The 16,561-nt window shown below is 70.6% G+C and carries 15 protein-coding genes, 4 tRNA genes and 2 pseudogenes; 14 read left to right on the top strand and 7 right to left on the bottom strand.

Annotated features, from left to right (window positions below; all coding sequences use genetic code 11):
- Nucleotides 1–13: 13 nt before the first annotated feature.
- The gene (locus tag AB0878_RS05925; RefSeq protein ID WP_366576917.1) at nucleotides 14–1,300 is read left to right on the top strand and encodes an MFS transporter; all 1,287 of its coding nucleotides are present in this window, start codon (nucleotides 14–16) and stop codon (nucleotides 1,298–1,300) included.
- Here AB0878_RS05925 and AB0878_RS05920 read toward each other — a convergent pair.
- On the bottom strand, nucleotides 1,226–1,564 hold the full coding sequence (locus AB0878_RS05920) for a hypothetical protein (RefSeq protein WP_366576916.1): 339 nt from the start codon (nucleotides 1,562–1,564) through the stop codon (nucleotides 1,226–1,228). The two genes, AB0878_RS05925 and AB0878_RS05920, sit on opposite strands and share 75 nt — an antisense overlap.
- A gap of 339 nt (nucleotides 1,565–1,903) precedes the next feature.
- Here AB0878_RS05920 and AB0878_RS05915 point away from each other — a divergent pair.
- Nucleotides 1,904–2,107 (top strand): annotated as a pseudogene (locus AB0878_RS05915) (site-specific DNA-methyltransferase); the annotation flags it as partial.
- A gap of 232 nt (nucleotides 2,108–2,339) precedes the next feature.
- Here AB0878_RS05915 and AB0878_RS05910 read toward each other — a convergent pair.
- Together AB0878_RS05910 and AB0878_RS05905 are read right to left on the bottom strand one after the other, a co-directional pair.
- Entirely contained in the window at nucleotides 2,340–3,281 is a 942-nt protein-coding gene (locus AB0878_RS05910; protein ID WP_366576914.1) for a glycoside hydrolase family 6 protein, read from the bottom strand.
- Nucleotides 3,282–3,303: 22 nt separating this feature from the next.
- A complete protein-coding gene (locus AB0878_RS05905; RefSeq protein ID WP_366576912.1) occupies nucleotides 3,304–3,531 on the bottom strand; it encodes a hypothetical protein in 228 nt (75 codons plus the stop codon).
- Between the two features lie 89 nt (nucleotides 3,532–3,620).
- On the opposite strand from AB0878_RS05905, the gene AB0878_RS05900 reads away from it, so the two are divergent.
- Both AB0878_RS05900 and AB0878_RS05895 read left to right on the top strand, forming a co-directional pair.
- Nucleotides 3,621–3,797 carry a helix-turn-helix domain-containing protein gene (locus AB0878_RS05900; protein WP_366576910.1) on the top strand — a complete coding sequence of 59 codons (177 nt, stop codon included), beginning with the start codon at nucleotides 3,621–3,623 and terminating at the stop codon, nucleotides 3,795–3,797.
- A gap of 120 nt (nucleotides 3,798–3,917) precedes the next feature.
- Nucleotides 3,918–5,237: an integrase gene (locus tag AB0878_RS05895; RefSeq protein WP_366576908.1), complete on the top strand. Its 1,320-nt coding sequence runs from the start codon at nucleotides 3,918–3,920 to the stop codon at nucleotides 5,235–5,237.
- A gap of 55 nt (nucleotides 5,238–5,292) precedes the next feature.
- Here the strand turns inward: AB0878_RS05895 and AB0878_RS05890 are convergent.
- The 4 genes from AB0878_RS05890 to AB0878_RS05875 all read right to left on the bottom strand — a co-directional run bounded on the left by AB0878_RS05890 (nucleotide 5,293) and on the right by AB0878_RS05875 (nucleotide 6,090).
- A tRNA-Val gene (locus AB0878_RS05890) sits at nucleotides 5,293–5,367 on the bottom strand.
- Between the two features lies 1 nt (nucleotide 5,368).
- Nucleotides 5,369–5,439 (bottom strand) — tRNA-Cys (locus AB0878_RS05885).
- A 25-nt stretch (nucleotides 5,440–5,464) separates the two neighbouring features.
- A tRNA-Gly gene (locus tag AB0878_RS05880) sits at nucleotides 5,465–5,537 on the bottom strand.
- A gap of 127 nt (nucleotides 5,538–5,664) precedes the next feature.
- Nucleotides 5,665–6,090: an SsgA family sporulation/cell division regulator gene (locus AB0878_RS05875; RefSeq protein WP_005159130.1), complete on the bottom strand. Its 426-nt coding sequence runs from the start codon at nucleotides 6,088–6,090 to the stop codon at nucleotides 5,665–5,667.
- 385 nt (nucleotides 6,091–6,475) lie between these two features.
- Here AB0878_RS05875 and AB0878_RS05870 point away from each other — a divergent pair.
- From AB0878_RS05870 to AB0878_RS05825, 10 genes and pseudogenes are all read left to right on the top strand, one after another.
- Nucleotides 6,476–6,550: transfer RNA gene (locus AB0878_RS05870), tRNA-Val, on the top strand.
- A 996-nt stretch (nucleotides 6,551–7,546) separates the two neighbouring features.
- Nucleotides 7,547–9,124 carry a sugar transferase gene (locus AB0878_RS05865; protein WP_366577011.1) on the top strand — a complete coding sequence of 526 codons (1,578 nt, stop codon included), beginning with the start codon at nucleotides 7,547–7,549 and terminating at the stop codon, nucleotides 9,122–9,124.
- Between the two features lie 179 nt (nucleotides 9,125–9,303).
- Entirely contained in the window at nucleotides 9,304–11,331 is a 2,028-nt protein-coding gene (thrS, locus tag AB0878_RS05860) for a threonine--tRNA ligase (RefSeq protein ID WP_366576905.1), read from the top strand.
- Nucleotides 11,328–11,876: an HIT domain-containing protein gene (locus tag AB0878_RS05855; protein WP_366576903.1), complete on the top strand. Its 549-nt coding sequence runs from the start codon at nucleotides 11,328–11,330 to the stop codon at nucleotides 11,874–11,876. The genes thrS and AB0878_RS05855 overlap by 4 nt, the downstream gene beginning before the upstream one ends.
- 167 nt (nucleotides 11,877–12,043) lie before the next feature.
- The gene (locus AB0878_RS05850) at nucleotides 12,044–12,574 is read left to right on the top strand and encodes a MarR family transcriptional regulator (protein ID WP_366576901.1); all 531 of its coding nucleotides are present in this window, start codon (nucleotides 12,044–12,046) and stop codon (nucleotides 12,572–12,574) included.
- Between the two features lie 100 nt (nucleotides 12,575–12,674).
- A pseudogene (pgsA, locus tag AB0878_RS05845) lies at nucleotides 12,675–13,274 on the top strand (phosphatidylinositol phosphate synthase); the annotation flags it as partial.
- 170 nt (nucleotides 13,275–13,444) lie between these two features.
- Nucleotides 13,445–14,362 carry a phosphatidylinositol mannoside acyltransferase gene (locus AB0878_RS05840; protein ID WP_366576899.1) on the top strand — a complete coding sequence of 306 codons (918 nt, stop codon included), beginning with the start codon at nucleotides 13,445–13,447 and terminating at the stop codon, nucleotides 14,360–14,362.
- 16 nt (nucleotides 14,363–14,378) lie between these two features.
- Nucleotides 14,379–15,524 (top strand): glycosyltransferase family 4 protein, encoded by a 1,146-nt coding sequence (locus AB0878_RS05835; RefSeq protein ID WP_366577009.1) that lies wholly within the window; start codon nucleotides 14,379–14,381, stop codon nucleotides 15,522–15,524.
- Complete coding sequence (locus AB0878_RS05830) at nucleotides 15,521–16,009, top strand: NUDIX hydrolase (RefSeq protein ID WP_366576897.1); 489 nt, start codon at nucleotides 15,521–15,523, stop codon at nucleotides 16,007–16,009. Before AB0878_RS05835 ends, AB0878_RS05830 begins: the two co-directional genes overlap by 4 nt.
- Before the next feature lie 35 nt (nucleotides 16,010–16,044).
- Nucleotides 16,045–16,557, top strand: coding sequence for an XdhC family protein (locus AB0878_RS05825; protein ID WP_366576895.1), 513 nt, complete (start codon nucleotides 16,045–16,047; stop codon nucleotides 16,555–16,557).
- The last annotated feature ends 4 nt before the right edge of the window (nucleotides 16,558–16,561 follow it).

Genomic DNA, 16,561 nt, shown 5'->3' with positions numbered 1-16,561 from the left:
TACTGGAGTTCCCATGGACGACGTGCGCGACACCGCACCAGCCCGGACGAGCAGCCCGTGGCCGGCCGCGTGGCCGGTCACCGCCGTGTTCGTCCTGTCCAATGCCCCCACGCCGCTGTACGTGCTGTGGCAGCACCGACTGGGCTTCTCCTCCGGCACGCTGACGGTGATCTTCGCCGCCTACATCGCCGGCCTGCTGGTCGCGCTGCTGGTGGCCGGCCGGGCCTCGGACCGGATCGGCCGCAAGCCGGTCATCCTGCCCGGCGTGGTGCTCGCGCTGGTGGCCTGCGTGCTGTTCGCCACCGCCGGCTCCGTCGAGGTGTTGGCGCTCGCGCGCTTGCTCACCGGCGTCGCGGTCGGCATCACCGTGTCGGCGGGCATGGCGGCCGTCGTGGACGTCGGTGGCCCGGGCCGGGCCCGCACCGCCACCCTGGCCGCGTCCACCGCGATGGTGTTCGGCGCTGGCCTGGGACCGCTGCTGGCCGGAGCCCTGTCCGAGACCCTCCCCGCGCCGACGGTGTCGATCTTCGTCCTCGCGGCCGTGCTCCTGCTCGTCGCCGCGGTCGTGGCCGCTCGGCTGCCACTGAGCCGCCCGAGCACCGACGCCGGCGGCGGCTGGGTCCGCGTGCCCAACGTGCCGCGCGCCCACCGCAAGCACGTCGCGCTCGGCATCGCGGTCTTCGCGCCCGGCATCACCTCGACGTCGTTCGTGCTCTCGCTCGGCCCGGCCCTGCTGGCCGACGTCCTCGGCACCGCCAGCCGGCTGCTCGCCGGGGTCACCGCGTTCGTCATGTTCGGAACCGCTACCGCCGTGCAGTTCGCGGCGAAACGGCTCGGCATCCGCGCCGTCCTGCTCACCGGCGCCATCAGCGCCTTGGCCTGCATGGGCTCGCTGCTGGCGGCCGTGCACGCCGGCTGGATCGCGGCCATCGTCGTCACCGCGATCTTCGCCGGCGCCGCGCAAGGCCTCGGCCAACTCGGCGGGTTGACGATGATCAGCACCCACGTCGCCGCCCACCGGCGCGCGGAAGCCAACGCACTGCTCAACTTCGGCGGCTACATCCCCGCCGCGTTGCTCCCCGTGGCCACCGGCTACCTCAGCGACAGCCTCGGCCTCGCCACGGGAACGACCCTCTTCGCCGTCGCACTCTCCCTCGCCGCGCTGGCCGCCGGGGCGCTCGTGTGGCGGCACACCGCGACCGCGCGGACGGATCGTCCGGCCGGCTCAGCCGGCCGCCGGTGGGGTCGAGGAGCCGTCCGCAAGGTCCCAGCTCCCCAGCAGGTTCAGCGCTCGCTGTGACGGCGAATCGGGTTCCGCCGTGCAGACGTGGAGCGTGGCGTCCGGGTCCCCGGCCGGCGTGAAGGTCTCGCAGTCGACGGTCAGGTCTCCGACGACCGGGTGCCGCAGGCGGATCGCCCGGCAGGCGCGGTGGTGCACCCGGCGTTCGTGGCGGGTCAGTTCGGGAAGGCAGCGTTCGACGCGGTCGGTCCGCTGCTGTTGATCGGATGGTCGGAGGTCGGTCCTGCCCTTGTGCAGGCGATCGGCGCCACCAACAATGCGCATTCCCCAGACGAGGACGATGCACCCAAGCCAATTTCCGCGGAGGTACTACGCGCCCGGCTTGGAATGGGGCGTGCCGCGCCCGCCATCTGGTCGACGTCGTCCGCGCCGAATTCGCCGAGGAGGCTGCCCAGTGACCTGGACGTGAGACCCGGCCGGAAACTGCTCTGCGGCCATCAACGCCGCACAAGTCCGGTGGCGGTGCGCGAGGATCTTCGGCTCAGTCCGGATGCCGTATTGGCGTGGTCCTCCGGGCGACTATGGCGCGGCATGTCGGAGATTGTGCGGTCGGCTCGATCTCGAATGAGTTGCGCCACAATGACCGGAGTCACTTGCGTTGTCGGCAGCTTCTTCCAACGTGACTTCATCCGCAAACAGCGCGCAGCGGGGCTACCGCTGCACCTGATCACCCACGAGGACGTGATCGTTCTGCGAACTCCGGACGATCGGGATGTCGCCCACCAGCGTTCAGGCGCGGGAGCGACGCGTCCGACCTCCACACATCACGAGTACGGGATGATCGGGCCCGGTCACTGGGCTGCCTGACCGGAACGTTCGAGCGGGACGACAGTGGTGTCGCCAGTTCCACATCAGAACTGGTTCGGGTGGCGAAACCACACCTCCGGGCGCTTCGGCGCAGCCGCGGCGTTCTCGTAGGCCAAAGGTCGAATCTGGTCTGAACCGTGGCTCTGTTGTGGGTGAGGCGCTGTCAGGGAACGGCGAGATATCGAGCCGTTGATGATGTGCGCGTCCGTCCGGCGCGTGGGCCATGAGGGCTTCAGCTGGGCCGTTGCGCGAGAGCCACGGCGAGTTCTGGCACGAACTCACCGGCCTGACTTGCCGGCGCGATCCCGCAGGGACCGTCCGAGATGCCGGGCGTAGTGAGCCACAGTTGCTGGGACTGATCACGGTCGCTGGTCAGCACCTGGTTCTGCCCTGTGCGGGCGTTCGGCGGGTTGCAGTCACCGGACACCGCCGCGCCGTTGCGGCTGCTGTCGATCACCGTGAGGTAGTCCGTGCGGCCGGTCTTGGCTATCAGGGCGCGCCGGATCGCTTGGGCATTCGCGGTGGCGACGTCGTCGGGGGCGTAACGGCCGATGTTCAGGGCTGCCCCGTCGGACCCTGCGGCCAGATCCGCGGCTGCGGCGGGCGACGGGGCGTCGGTGACATCGACCAGGACCGTCGTGTGCGAGGCGCGGGCAAGAGCGTGGACTGCGTCCGTGAGCAGCCGCGCTCGGGCAGCCGGCGAGGACACTGCTGCGCAACGCTGACCGGCGCGAACCACGACCAGTGCCCGGGCTTGTCCCAGTCCGTTCGCCAGGTTGCTGAACCACTGCGAATATCCGGATGGGCAGGCACCAGCTTGGTCGGCGTCGGCGAGGAGGACCGGGATCGCATTGGCAGCGGTTGCCGTCGCGACGACTGCGTGGGCTCGCGTGGCCACCGCCACGGCAGGGGAGGCGATCAGGACGGCCGCAGGCTTGCCGGCGATGGCGCTCCGAACGACCTCCGCGGTGGTTCCGGACGGCGCGGTCTGCAGCCACGCTGCCGCTGGGTTGTCCGGGTCGACGTAGATCCCCGCCGCGCCGTCGAACATCACCGGTGGCGCCCCTGCCATCGGCGGGTCGACCGCGCTGACGGTGGGGCCACACGCCGTGAGGGTCGCGAACAGCCCGACCAGTGCTGCCGCCACCGCGACGCGCCGGTGCGCCGGAGTCACCCTCGTACGAGTCATCCCCGCCTCATTGTCCCTTCTCGCCCAGGCCGTGGACGGGCCCGATGTCCTCCCAAACTATCCGGTACCCCCGGAATTCGTCCGGTCTTCGACCAGTGGCGACGCCTCGCACCGGGGAGAGGAGGACGATCCACTCTCCGTCGCGGAAGGCGAAGCCACCGCCTTGCAGGGCCTGGTCGCCGTGGATCAGGAGGCGCAAGGCTTCCTGATCCTCCTCACTCGGGAACGCTGCCATGGGTCCATGGCTGCCTCTCTCTCAACCGGGTCCCAGCCGCGACGGCAGCCGGTCGAAATCGAGCGGGGATTCGAGAAGTTGCGGCGGCGGTGCGTGCTGCCGCGCCGGATCCGCCGGCGGACCCGGATGCGTTGCTCACGGCGGAAGACGTGGGGGAGTTGCTGCAGCTGTCGCCGAGGACGTTGAAGGACCAGGCTGCCGCCGGTGTTCTGCCGCATCACCGGTTCGGCAAGCACTACCGGTTCACCCGCGGGGATGTGGCCTAGATCGTGCGGCTGGGCGCCGCCGAGGTGAAGCGGGCGCGACGGCGGGTGCCGCTGGAGGGCCTTGCGCAGGACTTCCGCGCCGCGTGAAGCGGGGCGGAGTAAGAGAGAAAGGAAGTTGAGATGGCCTTCGGCCAGAAAGAGCCCGGCACGGGTGAGTGGCGTGCCCGGTACAAGCGTCCCGATGGGACGTGGGGGAACAGGTCAGGGTTTCCCACGAAGAAGGCTGCCGAGGACTGGGGCGTGGAGCAGGAGGCGCTGATCCGGCGGAACCTGTGGCTGGATCCGCGCGATGGCGAAACCCGGTTTGCCGACTTCGCCGAGGCGTGGTTGGACGCTGTGCGTCCGCGGCTGGAGCTGAACACGGCCGCGAAGTACCGGTCGTACCTGGACAACCAGCTGCTGCCGCAGTGGCAGGCGTGGCCGTTGATCGCGATCTTCAACGGCTATGTCGAGATCGAGCGGTGGCTCTCGGAGCTGCACGAGGACTACGCGGAGTCGTCGGTGTCGTCGTACTTCGCGTTGTTCTCGACCATCCTCAATGGTGCGGTCCGTGCGCGGATGATCCCGGCCAACCCGTGCAGCGGGGTCCGCGTGACCAGTGGCGAGTTCGATACCGAGCGGCTGGTCGCCAGTCCGGCTCAGGCGCTGCGGGCTGCCATGCGGCTCTACGAGATGGGTCTGGGGATGTCGGGGTTCATGTTGTGCCTGATGGACTTCTACACCGGTGCCCGATGGGGTGAACTTGTTGGGCAGCAGCGGCACGAGTACGACGCTGAGAAGCGTGGGATCGAGATCCGGACACCGCTGAAGGAAGTCGGAGGGAAGGTCTACAAGGGAGGCCGGAAGAGTAATGATCACCACTCGGACGGTCGCTCGCGGCCGCCGACGAGGCGTGGGAACACCCGGCCGAAGAAGGGGCGGACCAAGACTCCGGCGGGGACTCGGTTCGTGGCGCTGCCGTCGGGGATCGCGGTGCTCTACGAGGAGCTGATGGACAGCCACCGTGATCCCTTCGTGTTGGCCACGCCGGAGGGGCACCCCTGGCGGCGGTCTAATTTCCGGATCCGGTTTTGGCGTCCGGCGTGGGACGGGGTCGAGCTTGACGATGCCGGGGCGGGGGAGCGGCGGCCGCCGATTCTGCCGACGTTTACCTTCCACGAGGGTCGGCACACGCACAGCACGTGGCTGACCGAGGACGGGATCCCGGAGGTCGCGCGGTGGGCGTGGCTGGGTCAGAAGATGAAGGGGATCGCCCGGGTCTACGACCACGTGACCCCGGCGATGGTGAACCAGATCCTCGACGCGTCGGAGGAACGGTGGCTGCAGTCGCTGGCTTCGTTGTATCCCGGGGGAACGGGCGAAGCTGATGTCGTGGTTCCCGCATCTGCGGTCTCGACGGGGGCTCGGGCCTGGGGCCATCGCCGGCTCATCGGCATCTGACGACTGAAGCCCCGCCCCTCCGAAGAGGAACAGGGCTTCCGGCCTGTGTTTTGGCTGGTGCGCGATACTGGGATTGAACCAGTGACCTCTTCCGTGTCAGGGAAGCGCTCTCCCGCTGAGCTAATCGCGCGAGGTGGAGACGGGATTCGAACCCGTGTACACGGCTTTGCAGGCCGTTGCCTCGCCTCTCGGCCACTCCACCGTGCAAGGCCTCGAAGAGGCTTTCGAGCGGACGACGGGATTCGAACCCGCGACCCTCACCTTGGCAAGGTGATGCGCTACCAGCTGCGCTACGTCCGCACTCTCCGCGGGTCCCGAGTGCCTGGTCAGTGGCCTGGCACCCCGTCGCCGTGGTGTGAGAGAACCATATCGGACCCCGAAAACCGCCCCGTCACCGGGGGGCCATCTGCCGGTTGCGGGGCTGTGATCAGGCGAGATCGTTGGGGATGAGGTGGGTCAGGGCGTCGTCGACGTCGACCCACAGGTGTTCGTTGCCGGGGAGCACCACGTCGTACGTGCGGTCGAGGAAGTCGGCGAGCTCCTGGGCGGAGGCTTCGAACATGGCGTGCCCGGAGGGGGAGTTGAGCTCGATGAGCACGGACTCGGGATCTTCGACCGACGGGCGGATCCGCACGTCGCCGTCGCCGGCGTCGGCGAGGAGGCCGTCGGCGAGGAGGTCGCGGGCGTAGACCCACTCGACCCAGCCCGCGCGGCCGGTGCGGAAGGCGGCGACGACCGCGTAGGGGTCGCGAGTGTCGTAGCGCAGTTCAACCTTGACCGGAACCGCCGGGGTCCGCGGCGCCAGCAGGTCGAAGACCGCCGTCGAGCGGAGCGTCACGTGATCGTTGCGCATCGTCCTACCCTTCGTCTCCCTTCCCGGCCCGGACGACCGAGGACGACGATGAGACGCTCCGGGAAGCCGATTCCGTCGCGGGTTCTCCGGAGATCACCCGTCCGTGGTCGGCAGTACCGTTCCGTCCGTCGTCGCCCGCGCCGCGCAGCCTTCCGCGGGCGCCCGCTGGGCAGCCACACGTACATACTGCGCGGTTCGACCGCCGCGCGATAGCACCGTCGCACGGATGTCGAAGCCGGGCGCGAGCGGCCCCACCGCGGCACAACCCCGGCTAGCTCGGGGTTGTTCGCTCCGTATTCGCTGGTAGACGGAGGGTGTTCGGCGCCAACCACCCGTTTGCAGGCCCTCGAAAGTCGTGTTGTAGAGTTGTCCTCACTCCACGAGCGGGCGATTAGCTCAGGGGGAGAGCGCTTCGTTCACACCGAAGAGGTCACTGGTTCGATCCCAGTATCGCCCACCACATCGAGGCTCCGGATCTCACGATCCGGGGCCTCGACTGTTTTTCGCGCAAGAATCTTCGCAGGTCAGCACCTCGCGGCGGCCCGGACCGGCGCGGCGTCCGGGGGGATCCGGTCCGACCTGGTCGATCACGGCTCCACAACGGTCTCGACACGGCTTCCTGACCTGCAATTTGCAGGTCGCACGCGCACAGATGACCTTCGCCGTACGGCTCGCGTCGGTTTTGTGGCACGAGGACTCCGTGAGACACCTTGAGTGTGATCCTGAGCACTTTCTCGATCATGTCAGGATTCGAACCACCCGAACGGCCGCACGCAGTTCGCCGCAACTCCGGCCGCGGGCCGGCGGCGCGGTCCGCCGACGTTCGAAGGTTTCCGTCCGGGGCGCGGCCGTTCCGGTGAATCTGCCGCGCTTCCGAGGCGCCCCCACAGCCTCTGGTATCGGCGGGCCCGGTTCGGCAAGACGGGTGAACGCGGCGATTCCGCGGTGGGAGCACGGCGTGATCGGCGCGCCGGCCCGCGCACCCCGGGGGAGTATGGCGCCCGGCCGGCGCCTCATGTGCGACGAAAACCCGACGCCGTGACACCGCGAAGCAGAATGTCACCGCCGGCGCGATCCGATCCGCCGAGCCTCCGGGGAAATCCACTGTGGACGCGTCCGGACCGGAGTGTCCACAGTGGAACATCCCGGTGGCCGGGACGCCTCGCCCTCGCCGCGGACAGTGGTGGAACATTGACTACATTCCGTAGTTATCGGTGGGTTGCCACTTATTACTCATCGTCATCATCCTGTTATCTTCAAGCCATTCATTTGCGTGAAGCAGCCGCAGGATGTGGCTGGAAATCCTTGTAACGAGTCCCGGATAGCCGCCGATACCTTGGCGTGTGTCGCTCCTTTGGTGGCTGAATCGGGTAAGGGTCATGATCACGCTCCGAGATCAAACTCGTTCACTCAGCGTGCCGGCGGAGACCTTCGAACCATGCTCCTGGGAGGTCTGATGGAAGAGTCGGTGCGGCCCACATCCACGGTCAGCGGACCGCCGCCGCACATCGACCTCCAGGCGATGCCGGAGATCCCCGCACCCGCCGGCGCGAGGACCGGGAAAACCGCGACCGCGCACCCCGTGCCGGCCGTGAACGCACCCCGGCCTGCGCCCGTCGAGTCGACCACGGCGAAATCGCATCCCGCTTCGTGGGAGAAGCGATACCGCGCCTGGGTCATCGCCAGTGACATCGTCGCCGCCTTCGTGGTGATCGGCGTCAGCGCCTTCGTGATCGACCGCGTGGCGCCGCAGGACATGCACGCGTTCGGCACGGCACTGGCGGTGCTGTGCGCGCTGCCCGTCAGCCGCGCGTGGAGCCCGCGCGTGCTCGGCGAAGGTCCCGAGGAGTACCGGACGCTCGGCCGCGGCCTCATCACCGCCGCCGTGCTGGTGGCGCTCGGCGGCCTGCTCTTCCGCGCGCTCGACGTGCAGCCGTGGGTGTTCATCGTGGTGCCCGTGATCGCGCTCTTCGCCTTCCCTCAGCGGTACCTGCTGCGCCAGGTCCTGCACCGCCAGCGCCGCCGCGGCCTGTGCCTGCTGCCCGTGATGGCGGCCGGCAGCCCCGGGACGGTGGCCGACCTCATCGCCCGCACGAAGACCGAGGCGCACGTCGGCTGGCGCGTGGAGGCGGTCTGCACGGTCGACGGCGGGGGCGCCGGCTCCGGCAGCGGCGAGATCGACGGCGTGCCCGTGGTCGGCCGGCTCGAGGAGCTCTCCCGCCACGTGCGCCGCGGCGGCTACCGCGTCGTCGCCATCACCGCCGACCAGTACTGGACGCCGAAGCGGCTCCAGCGCCTCGCGTGGGACCTCGAAGGCACCGCCGCGGAGCTGGTCGTGGCGCCGGTGCTGATGGAGGTCGCGGGGCCGCGGCTCAACGTCTCCGGTGTGCTCGGCATGCCCCTGCTGCGGGTCACGGCGCCGCGGTTCACCGGTGGCCGCCGGCTCGTGAAGGAGGCCGTCGACCGCTGTGGCGCGGCGTTCCTGCTGACGCTGTTCTCCCCGCTGCTGCTGGCGATCGCGCTGGCCGTGAAGCTCGGCGACCGCGGCCCGGTGATCTACAAGCAGCGCCGCGTCGGCAAGGACGGCGAGAACTTCACGATGCTGAAGTTCCGCACGATGGTCCCCGACGCCGACAAGATCCGGCAGAACCTCGAAGAGGCCAACGAAGGCGCCGGGCCGCTGTTCAAGATGAAGCGCGACCCGCGCGTGACCCGCGTCGGCGGGCTGCTGCGCCGCTACTCGCTCGACGAGCTGCCCCAGCTGTTCAACGTGCTCTACGGACGCATGTCGCTCGTCGGGCCCCGGCCTCCGCTGCCGGAGGAGACGCGCCAGTACGCGCCCGACGCCCGCCGCCGCCTGCTCGTGAAGCCCGGCCTCACCGGGCTGTGGCAGGTCAGCGGCCGCAGCGACCTTTCCTGGGCCGACAGCATCCGGCTCGACCTGCGCTACGTCGAGGACTGGTCGCTCGCGCTGGACCTGGTGATCCTGTGGAAGACCTTCCGGGCCGTCGTCGGCGGGGACGGCGCCTACTGAGCCGGGCCACGCCCCGCGGAGCGGCCGCCGACCACCCGGTCGGCGGCCGCTTCCGCGGTGCCGGGAGACGAGCCCGGCCGGGCCGTCGCGGTTAGCGCCGACACGCGTGAGGCGCCCGCGGGCCGACGACTAGCATCGACCGGAGTCATCCCCGTCACTTGCCCCAGAAGGAGCCGATCGTGTCGCATCCGCCGTCAGCCGCCGCCGTCCCCGCCGAGCGCGTGGTGGTCCCGGCGGGCACTACGGCGGGAGCCGCGGTCCGCGAGGCCGGGCTGCCGACCAAGGGCCCGGACACGATCGTCGTGGTGCGCGACGCCGAGGGCAAGCTGCGCGACCTCGCGTGGGCGCCGGAGGCCGACGCCGAGGTGGAGCCCGTCGCGGCGAACACCGAGGACGGCCGCAGCGTGATCCGCCACTCGGCCGCCCACGTGCTGGCCCAGGCCGTGCAGCAGGAGTTCCCCGACGCGAAGCTCGGCATCGGGCCGCCGGTCAAGGACGGCTTCTACTACGACTTCGCCGTCGACAAGCCCTTCACCCCGGAAGACCTGCAGGCGCTGGAAAAGCGCATGAAGCAGATCGTGAAGGGTGCCCAGCAGTTCTCCCGCCGCGTGTTCGACTCCGTCGACGAGGCCAAGAAGGAGCTGGCGAACGAGCCGTTCAAGCTCGAGCTGGTCGACCTCAAGTCCGAAGTGGACACCGACGAGGTGATGGAGGTCGGTGGCGGCGAGCTGACGATCTACGACAACCTCGACCCGCGCACCAAGGACCGCGTGTGGAGCGACCTCTGCCGCGGCCCGCACGTGCCCACCACCAAGTTCATCCCGGCGTTCAAGCTCACCCGCGTGGCCGCCGCCTACTGGCGCGGCAGCGAGAAGAACCCGCAGCTGCAGCGGATCTACGGCACCGCGTGGGAGTCGAGCGAGGCGCAGGACGCCTACCTGGAGCGCATCGCCGAGGCCGAGCGCCGCGACCACCGCCGCCTCGGTGCCGAGCTCGACCTGTTCTCCTTCCCGGAGGAGATCGGTTCCGGCCTGCCGGTGTTCCATCCCAAGGGCGGCATCATCCGCCGCGAGCTGGAGAACTACTCGCGCCGCCGCCACGAGGAGGCCGGCTACGAGTTCGTGAACACGCCCCACATCTCCAAGGGCGAGCTGTTCCACACCTCCGGCCACCTGCCCTACTACGCCGACACGATGTTCCCGCCGGTCAAGTTCGAGGACGAGGACTACTACCTCAAGGCCATGAACTGCCCGATGCACAACCTGATCTTCCGCTCGCGCGGGCGGTCGTACCGGGAGCTGCCGCTGCGGCTGTTCGAGTTCGGCACGGTGTACCGCTACGAGAAGTCCGGTGTGGTCCACGGCCTCACCCGCGTGCGCGGCCTGACGATGGACGACTCGCACATCTACTGCACCAAGGAGCAGATGCCCGGCGAGCTGCGCTCGCTGCTGAAGTTCGTGCTCGACCTGCTGGCCGACTACGGGCTGTCGGACTTCTACCTGGAGCTGTCCACCCGCGGCGACTCCGAGAAGTTCATCGGCGAGGACTGGGAGTGGGAAGAGGCCACGGAGACGCTGCGGCAGGCCGCGATCGACTCCGGCCTCGAGCTCGTGCCCGACCCGGGCGGCGCCGCCTTCTACGGCCCGAAGATCTCCGTGCAGGCGCGCGACGCCATCGGCCGGACCTGGCAGATGTCCACGATCCAGCTGGACTTCAACCAGAACAAGCGCTTCGACCTCGAGTACACCGCCTCCGACGGCTCGCGCCAGCGCCCGGTGATGATCCACCGCGCGCTGTTCGGCTCGATCGAGCGGTTCTTCGGTGTGCTGACCGAGCACTACGCCGGCGCGTTCCCCGCGTGGCTCTCGCCGGTGCAGGTCGTGGGCATCCCGATCACCGCCGACCAGGTCGAGTTCCTCGACGGGGTGCAGAAGGCGTTGCGCGCCAAGGGGATCCGGGCCGAGGTCGACGCGAGCGACGACCGCATGCAGAAGAAGATCCGCACCCACACCACGCAGAAGGTGCCGTTCCTGCTCCTGGCGGGCGCGAAGGACGCCGAGGCGGGCGCGGTGTCGTTCCGCTTCCGCGACGGCGGCCAGATCAACGGCGTGTCCGTGGACACCGCCGTCGACGCCATCGCCGAGTGGGTGGCCGGCCGGGAGAACGCCTCGCCGAGCGCGGAGGCCGTGGAGAAGATCCTGCGGTGAGCGACGCGGACGGTCCCGAGATCGTCGAGCAGGACGGAGTGGGGGTCCCGGACGCGTTGCAGCGGCTGTGGACCCCGCACCGGATGGCCTACATCAAGGGGCAGGAGAAGCCGGACGACGACGAGTCCGACGGCTGCCCGTTCTGCCGCATCCCCAGCCTCGACGACGAAGCGGCGCTGATCCTGGCGCGCGGCGAGACGGTGTACGCGGTGCTGAACCTGTACCCGTACAACCCCGGTCACCTCATGGTGGTGCCCTACCGCCACGTGGCCGACTACACCGACCTGACCGAGGCCGAGACGCGCGAGCTGGCCGAGTTCACGCAGCACGCCATGCGCGTGGTGCGTGAGGTGTCGGCAGCGCACGGGTTCAACATCGGCATGAACCAGGGCGTGATCGCCGGCGCGGGCATCGCGGCGCACCTGCACCAGCACCTGGTGCCGCGCTGGGGCGGCGACGCGAACTTCATGCCGGTGATCGGGCACACGAAGGTGCTGCCGCAGCTGCTCGGCGAGACGAGGAAACTCCTGGCCGACGCGTGGTGAAGACCACGGGGCGCGCGAGTGTACCGACGCGGTCTGTGCCGATCATTACTCATCCGACCACAGTCACGGCCGAATGGCTTCGTAGCAACGGTTACGTGCCGCCAGGGGGTCGGCCTACCTTTGGCCGGATGAGTAATTGAGCACTCAATCAGGGGTAGCATGGAGGTATGTCCGAACCTCGCTGGCTTTCCGAAGACGAGCAACGCGTCTGGCGTGATTTCTCCCAGGCCGCCGCGCTTCTGCAAGCGCACCTCGAAGGCCAGCTGCAACACGACTCGGGCATGCCGCACACGTACTACGAGGTCCTGGTCGCGCTGTCGGAGGCCGACGGGCGCCGGCTGCGGATGAGCGAGCTCGCCGAAGCGCGCGGCTCCTCGCGCAGCCGGCTGTCCCACGCCGTGGCGCGCCTGGAGGGCAAAGGCTGGGTGCGGCGCGAGTCGTGCCCCACCGACAAGCGCGGCGCGTGGGCGGTGCTCACCGACGCGGGGTTCGCGGCGCTCGAAGCGGCCGCCCCCGGCCACGTCGAGGCCGTGCGCGAGAGCCTCTTCGACCGGCTGACACCGGAGCAGGCGCACCAGCTGGGCGAGATCAGCTCGGCGATTCTCGGCGGTCTGCGGCCCCAGTGCGCGGCCGCGATCGCCGCCGAGGAGGCGGGCGAATTCGTGGCCCCGGTCGTCGAACTGCCGAAATCAGGCTGATCGCCCGGCGGGTCGCGGGGCGGGACGTCGGGCCCGTGACGGCGGGTCGATAGGCTTTCGTGGCCCACCCACCCCCGAGCCAGGTGCACCAGACGACGAGATGCTCAACATTTTCGCCCGTGCCTCAGTATCCCGCGTCACCGATCCGATCGGTCGGACGCTGGTCCGTGCCGGACTGACTCCGAACGCGATGACCGTGATCGGCACCGCGGGTGCCGTGGCGTGCGCGCTGGTCTTCTTCCCTCAGGGGCTCCTGCTGTGGGGAACCTTCACCGTGTGGGGGTTCGCCATGCTCGACCTCCTCGACGGCGCGATGGCCAGGGCCCGCGGCTACGGCACCCCGTTCGGAGCCGTCCTCGACGCCACGTGCGACCGCCTGGTGGACGGCGCGCTGTTCGCCGCCATCGCGTGGTGGTGCTTCGTGGTCGACCACAACAACCGCGCGGCGGCGGCCGCCCTGATCTGCCTGGTGCTCGCCCAGGTCATCTCCTACGTGAAAGCCCGCGCCGACGCGTCGGGCCTCGAAGCCGACGGCGGCCTGGTCGAGCGGGCCGAGCGGCTGATCATCGCGCTCGTCGGCACCGGCCTGCACGGCCTCGGCGTGCCCTACACGGTGGAGATCACGCTCTGGCTGCTCGCCGTGCTGTCGGTGATCACGCTGCTGCAGCGCGGTGCCGCCGTCGCGAAGGCCGCGCGAGCCGTGGCCGAGCAAGCGAAGCAGACCGCGCAGGCCGGCCAGGCCACGCAGACCGAGGAACCCACCCGCGCCGAGCAACCCGCGCAGGCCGAGAAACCCACCCAGGCCGGGCAAGCCGCCGCTCCGGCCGAGCAGGCCACGACCGGCGACGTGCAGACGGGCGGGGCGCAGCCGTGAGCGCGCTGTCCCAGCGGCTCGGCGAGTTCGGCTACACGGCGGGCTGGCAGCTCGCCCGCCGGATGCCCGAGCCGATGGGGACGGCGGTGTTCGCGCTGGGCGCAGACCTCGCCACCCGCCGCGGCGGCGGGGGCGTGCGGCAGCTGCGCGCCAACCTCGCGCGGGTCGTGCCGCAAGCCGACGAGACGGAGCTCGACGAGCTCGTCCGCCGGGCCATGCGGTCGTACTCGCGGTACTGGTACGAGACGTTCCGGCTCCCGTCGATGGACCGCGCCGAGGTGATCTCCAAGGTCGGGGCCGCGATCACGGGGGTCGAGAACATCGACGCCGCCCTCGCCGAGGGCAACGGCGCGGTGATCGCGCTGCCGCACAGCGGGAACTGGGACGCGATCGGGGTGTGGCTGGCCGACCGGCTCGGCGGGTTCACCACGGTCGTCGAACGCCTGAAGCCCGAGTCGCTGTTCAACCGGTTCGTGGCCTACCGCGAGGCGCTCGGGTTCGAGATCGTGCCGCTCACCGGCGACAGCGCGGCGATGCGCCTGCTGCTGAAACGCCTGCGCGAGAACAAGGTCGTGTGCCTCGTCGGCGACCGCGACCTCACCGCGAGCGGGGTCCCGGTGCGGTTCTTCGGCGAGCGCACGCGCATGCCCGCGGGCCCGGCGCGGCTCGCCGCCACGACCGGGGCGGCGCTGCTGCCCGTCGGCTCGTGGTTCAGCGAGGACGGCTGGCAGGTCCGCGTGCACCCGCGCATCCGCGTCACCGCGCGCGCCGAGGTCCCCGCGGCCACCCAGGCGCTGGCCGACGCGTTCGCCGGCGACATCGCGGCGCACCCGGCCGACTGGCACATGCTGCAGAAGATCTGGCTCGCCGACCTCGAGGCCGGCGAACGCGCCAGCCTCGAAGAAGTGGGCTGACCCGGTGGCGGGCGGGCTGAAGATCGGGATCGTGTGCCCCTACTCGTTCGACGTGCCGGGCGGGGTGCAGGGCCACGTGATCGACCTCGCGCGGGCGCTCATCGCGCGGGGACACCACGTGTCCGTGCTGGCGCCGGCCGACGAGGACGCCGTGCTGCCCGACTTCGTGCACCCGGCGGGCAAGGCGCTCGGCATCCCGTACAACGGCTCGGTCGCACGGCTGCAGTTCGGGCCCGTCTCCTACGCACGGGTGCGCCGCTGGATCCGCGACAACGGGTTCGACGTGCTGCACCTGCACGAACCGGCCGCGCCCAGCCTGTCGCTGCTGGCCCTGAAGGTGGCCGACGGGCCGATCGTCGCCACCTTCCACACGGCGACCACGCGCTCGCGCACGCTGGCGGCGTTCCAGCCCGTGCTGCGGCCGCTGCTGGAGAAGATCACCGCGCGCATCGCGGTGTCGGCGCTGGCCCGGCGGGTGCAGGTCGAGCACGCCGGCGGCGACGCGGTGGAGATCCCCAACGGCGTCGACGCCGAGTTCTTCGCCCGCGCCACGCCGCTGGAGGGCTACCCGCGCGCGGGCGGCACGGTCGGGTTCGTCGGCCGGTTCACCGAACCCCGCAAGGGCATGGACGTGCTGCTGGAGGCGTCGCGCCGGTTGCTGCCGGAGTTCGAGGACCTGCGGCTGCTCGTGGTCGGCCGCGGCGACCCGGACCAGCTGCGGCGCATGGCCGGGCCCGAGCTGTGGCCGCACGTCGAGCTGCTCGGCCAGGTCGACGATGCCACGAAGGCCCGCGCGCTGCGCAGCGTCGACGTGTACTGCGCGCCGAACACCGGCGGCGAGAGCTTCGGCATGATCCTCACCGAGGCCATGGCCGCGGGCACGCCCGTGCTGGCCAGCGGGCTCGACTCGTTCCGCCGCGTGCTCGACGACGGCAAGGCCGGGCAGCTCGCGGCGACCGGTGACGCCGGCGCGCTCGCCGACGGCCTGCGCGAGCTGCTCGGCGACCCGGCGCGGCGCGCGTCGCTGGCCGCGGCGGCGGGGGAGCGCGTGACGGGGTACGACTGGTCGGTCGTCGTCACCCAGGTGCTGCGCGTGTACGAGACCGCGATCGCCGCCGACCCGAGGCTGGTCGTCCCCGCGGAACGGGAGTTCGCGCGGTGAGCTGGCTCGCGTGGCTGATCCCCGTGCTGGCCGCGATCGTGGTGCTGGGCGGGCTGTTCCTCGTCGCGACGGCCAACCGCCTCGACCGCCTCCACGTGCGCATGGACGCCGGCTGGGCCGCGCTCGACGCGGCGCTGGCGCGGCGGGCGGTGGTCGCGCGGGCCGTCGCCGCGCTGCTGGACGGCACCGGTCCCGGCCTGCACGCCGCGGCCGAGCGGGCCGAACGCGCGGCCCGCGCCGAACGCGAGGCCGACGAAAACGAGCTGACCCTGAGGCTCGGCGCGATCGACCGGACGGCGCTGCCGCCGGCGCTGGCCGAGGAGCTCACCGACGCCGAGCACCGCGTGGTCATCGCGCGCCGCGTGCACAACGACGCCGTGCGCGACACGCTCGCGCTGCGGCGCCGGCGGAAAGTGCGGTATTTCAAGCTCGCCGGGACGGCGCCGCTGCCGGAGTACTTCGAGTTCGCCGAACCCGACGTGTGACCGGAGTTCGGGGTGACGGTGGCAGACTGAGCCGCATGACCGTCGAACCGGATGCCTGCGCCGTCGCCCACGGTGCTCCCGAAGCGAACCCCGACGCGCGGACGCTGGTCGCCGTGTTCGCGTCGCCGGTGGCCCGGTACCTGCTGAGCTACGCCGCCGACCTGGGCTACCACACCGTGCTGTTCGAGCCGGACGCCGCGCGCGCCACCGACGTGCAGTCCGCGTGCGACATCCGCACCTCGATGCCGTCGGTCGACAAGACCGCGGACGTCGTGGTGACCGACCACCACCGCACCGAGCTGGGCCCGGTGCTGCGCGACGCGCTCGCCGAGGAGGCCCGCTGGGTCGGCGTGCTCGGCAACCCGCGGCACGAAGGCCCGCACGTGGCGGCCCTGACGGCGCTGGGCGTGCCGGCCCCGGACATCGCGCGGGTGCACCGCCCCGTGGGGCTGAACATCGGCTCGCGCAAGCCGGCGGAGATCGCCATCGCCGTGCTGGCCGGCCTCATCGCCGACCGCAACGGCAAGCCGGGCGGCTTCGAGTTCTGACCGG

Origin of the sequence: Amycolatopsis sp. NPDC047767 (assembly GCF_040704195.1) — a bacterium.
Lineage (GTDB): Bacteria > Actinomycetota > Actinomycetes > Mycobacteriales > Pseudonocardiaceae > Amycolatopsis.
This window is presented reverse-complemented; position numbering and strand designations above follow the sequence as displayed.

Coding starts and splice junctions, on each gene's coding strand:
- AB0878_RS05925 (WP_366576917.1), top strand. CDS start 14: ATGGACGACGTGCGCGACACCGCACCAGCCCGGACGAGCAGCCCGTGG.
- AB0878_RS05920 (WP_366576916.1), bottom strand. CDS start 1,564: ATGCGCATTGTTGGTGGCGCCGATCGCCTGCACAAGGGCAGGACCGAC.
- AB0878_RS05905 (WP_366576912.1), bottom strand. CDS start 3,531: ATGGCAGCGTTCCCGAGTGAGGAGGATCAGGAAGCCTTGCGCCTCCTG.
- AB0878_RS05895 (WP_366576908.1), top strand. CDS start 3,918: ATGGCCTTCGGCCAGAAAGAGCCCGGCACGGGTGAGTGGCGTGCCCGG.
- AB0878_RS05875 (WP_005159130.1), bottom strand. CDS start 6,090: ATGCGCAACGATCACGTGACGCTCCGCTCGACGGCGGTCTTCGACCTG.
- AB0878_RS05865 (WP_366577011.1), top strand. CDS start 7,547: ATGGAAGAGTCGGTGCGGCCCACATCCACGGTCAGCGGACCGCCGCCG.
- AB0878_RS05850 (WP_366576901.1), top strand. CDS start 12,044: ATGTCCGAACCTCGCTGGCTTTCCGAAGACGAGCAACGCGTCTGGCGT.
- AB0878_RS05825 (WP_366576895.1), top strand. CDS start 16,045: ATGACCGTCGAACCGGATGCCTGCGCCGTCGCCCACGGTGCTCCCGAA.